Source organism: Pantoea sp. Pa-EAmG (assembly GCF_030024295.1).
In the GTDB taxonomy this organism is placed as follows: Bacteria; Pseudomonadota; Gammaproteobacteria; order Enterobacterales; family Enterobacteriaceae; genus Pantoea; species Pantoea dispersa.
Window position 1 is genome coordinate 1 of the sequence record NZ_JASEWO010000294.1, and the last position, 3102, is coordinate 3102.

A 3102-nucleotide genomic window follows, 5' to 3' on the forward strand; every position below is an offset into this window, starting at 1 on the left:
TGACTGCAGCTGGTTGACCTGCCTGTGCCACGATATCCGCTTCGCTGGCGTGGAACTTGGCGTTCAGTACGCTGTGCTTAATACCCGCGCGCGTCAGCTCCTGAGATACCACTTCCGATTTTTCAATCGAGATGGTGCCCACCAGTACCGGCTGACCGTTAGCCGTACAGGTACGAATATCTTCGATAATGGCGTCGATCTTCTCTTTCTCGGTCATGTAGACCAGATCGGCCATATCTTTACGCACCATCGGACGGTTGGTCGGCACCACGATGGTATCGAGTTTGTAGATGGAGCTGAATTCAAACGCTTCAGTATCAGCGGTACCGGTCATACCGGCCAGTTTCTCGTAGATACGGAAGTAGTTCTGGAAGGTGATGGAAGCCAGCGTCTGGTTTTCATTCTGGATCTCCACACCTTCTTTGGCTTCGACCGCCTGATGCAGGCCATCAGACCAGCGACGTCCCTGCATGGTACGGCCGGTGTGTTCATCAACAATGATCACCTCGCCGTCCTTCACGATGTAGTCAACGTCGCGGGTGAACAGTGCATGGGCGCGCAGTGCTGCCGTCACGTGGTGCATCAGCATGATGTTGGTCGGCGAGTAGAGTGATTCGCCCTCATCCATGATGCCCTGACTGACCAGCAGCTCTTCCACTTTCACCAGACCGCGCTCGGTCATGTGCGCCTGACGGGCTTTTTCATCCACCCAGAAGTCACCTTCGCCCTGGAAGTTATCCGAGTCTTCTTTTTCCTGGCGCACCAGGTGCGGGATGATTTTGTTGACCTTGATGTAGAGATCGGAGCTGTCTTCGGCCGGACCCGAGATAATCAGCGGCGTACGCGCTTCATCGATCAGGATCGAGTCCACCTCATCCACCAGCGCATAGTGCAGTTTACGCTGTACGCGCTCTTCCGGACTGAAGGCCATGTTATCGCGCAGATAATCGAAGCCGTATTCGTTGTTGGTGCCGTAGGTGATATCGGCTGCATAGGCAGCGCGCTTAGCCACCGCCGGCATGCCCGGCAGGTTAATACCGACTGTCAGACCGAGGAACTCAAACAGCGGACGGTTGTTTTCGGCGTCACGCTGCGCCAGATAGTCGTTGACGGTCACAACGTGCACGCCCTTGCCGCTCAGCGCGTTCAGGTAGGCTGGCAGCGTCGCAGTCAGGGTTTTACCCTCACCGGTGCGCATCTCCGCGATGCAGCGTTCGTTGAGCACCATGCCGCCGATCAGCTGCACATCAAAGTGGCGCATGCCAAACACGCGCTTACTGGCTTCACGCACGGTGGCGAAGGCTTCGGGAATCAGGCTCTCCAGCGTTTCACCTTTTTTCAGGCGCTCGCGGAATTGATCGGTTTTCGCTTTCAGTTCGTCGTCAGACAGTTTGACGAACTCCGGCTCCATCTTGTTGATGACATCGACCACTTTACGCATGCGGCGCAGAGTACGATCATTGCTGCTACCAAAAACTTTCGTTAACAATTTGATTAACATAATAAATTTATCTCAATTCAGCCGTGACAATACGGGCTGCAAAAGCAAAAAACAGAAAAAGGAAAATAACGTTAGCGTTAAGCAATGAAAGGTCCGGCGCGGATGCCATGAATAGCAGCCTGCCAGTCAGCAGAAGAGTGAACGTTGGGCGAAACATGATGCGCTCGCGACGGCGGTGCCATCGCGGCTAAAGGTTGCGCGGGTGAAGTCAGCAGCGCCTGCAGCGAGTCAATCAGCGCCAGCTTTTGCGCCGCCAGCGGCAATGCATGCTCCGCTTCCGCGGTCGCGGGCGGCGTCATGCTGAATGAGAGATGGCGAATAACGGTGCGGATGGCGTGCTGATGCCAGTAGTCAACGTTGAAACTGGGACGGCGCGCGCTTTCCTGCAGGCGAATCAGGTGATCAAACCGCACCACCTTGCCGGTAAACAGGCTGCTGACCGGCGAATCGCTGCTGGTGGGTTCTGCGCTTTGTGCACAGGCAGGCAGGCCGAGACTGGCCGCCACCATTCCCAACAGGAGATGAGGCCAGAAATAGCGTCTGCCGAGTTGTCGCCAGCGTGAGAAAATCCCGATCACCTTTCGTCCATCATGCCAGTCATTAAGCGCTAAGCCAGAGTTGCGTTACGCACCCTGCTTACATGAGCGCCAGATAATAGCACTTATGTGGGGCTTCGACATCAGGGATTAAAGGGCTTACGGCGGATTTCACGTTTTTTTGCGCAGGGTTTGGTCGCTGGCAACAGGGTTTTGCGAGCGGGATTACAGCTTAGCGGCGGGCAATAAAAAACGGCGGGTTCCACTGACCGGAGAGGGTGTCAGGGAAGCCCGCCGTTTGATGGCTGACTAATTAAGCCAGCACTAAATTTGGCGCTTTGAAGGCCAGTGGCAGTTCAGCTTCGTCTTCGAAGGTCGCCCATTCCCAGGCTTCCTGCTTCGCCAGTACCGCCTGCAACAGTTTGTTGTTCAGCGCATGGCCGGACTTGAACGCAGAGAATGCGCCAATCACGTTATGACCACACATGAACAGGTCGCCGATGGCGTCCAGCATTTTGTGACGCACGAACTCATCTTCAAAGCGCAGGCCATCTTCATTCAATACGCGGAAGTCATCGAGGCCAATCGCACAATCTAAACTACCGCCCAGGCACAGGCCTTTAGACTGCAGATATTCGATTTCACGCATAAAGCCGAAGGTGCGCGCACGGCTAATCTGACGCACAAAGGATTCAGCCGAGAAATTGAGCTGGTAACGCTGCGAGCTTGAGTCGATCGCCGGATGTTTGAAGTCGATGGTGAAGTCGAGTGAAAAACCGTTGTACGGTTTAATCTCGGCCCACTTATCGCCATCTTCAACCCGTACCGTTTGCTTCACGCGCACGAATTTCTTCGCGCTGTTCAGCTCTTCGACACCGGCATCCATCAGCAAATAAACAAAAGGCGCGGCACTGCCATCCATGATCGGAATTTCTGGCGCATCGACTTCAACAATAATGTTGTCGATACCCAGACCTGCCAATGCAGCATTCAGGTGTTCAACCGTCGAAATACGCACGCCTTCATCATTCACCAGGCAGGTACTCAGCATGGTGTCGCGCACGT

The 3102-nt window shown here is 54.7% G+C and carries 3 protein-coding genes; all 3 read right to left on the reverse strand.

The features are described 5' to 3' along the window. The coding region (gene secA / locus QMM04_RS21825) for a preprotein translocase subunit SecA (RefSeq protein WP_282997018.1) at nucleotides 1–1501 on the reverse strand (1501 nt) is incomplete at its 3' end. Nucleotides 1502–1578: 77 nt separating this feature from the next. Next, nucleotides 1579–2079, reverse strand: a complete 501-nt coding sequence (gene secM, locus QMM04_RS21830) for a secA translation cis-regulator SecM (protein ID WP_031279702.1) — start codon at nucleotides 2077–2079, stop codon at nucleotides 1579–1581. 271 nt (nucleotides 2080–2350) lie between these two features. Next, on the reverse strand, nucleotides 2351–3102 hold a 752-nt coding region (gene lpxC, locus QMM04_RS21835), incomplete at its 5' end, for a UDP-3-O-acyl-N-acetylglucosamine deacetylase (RefSeq protein ID WP_282997019.1).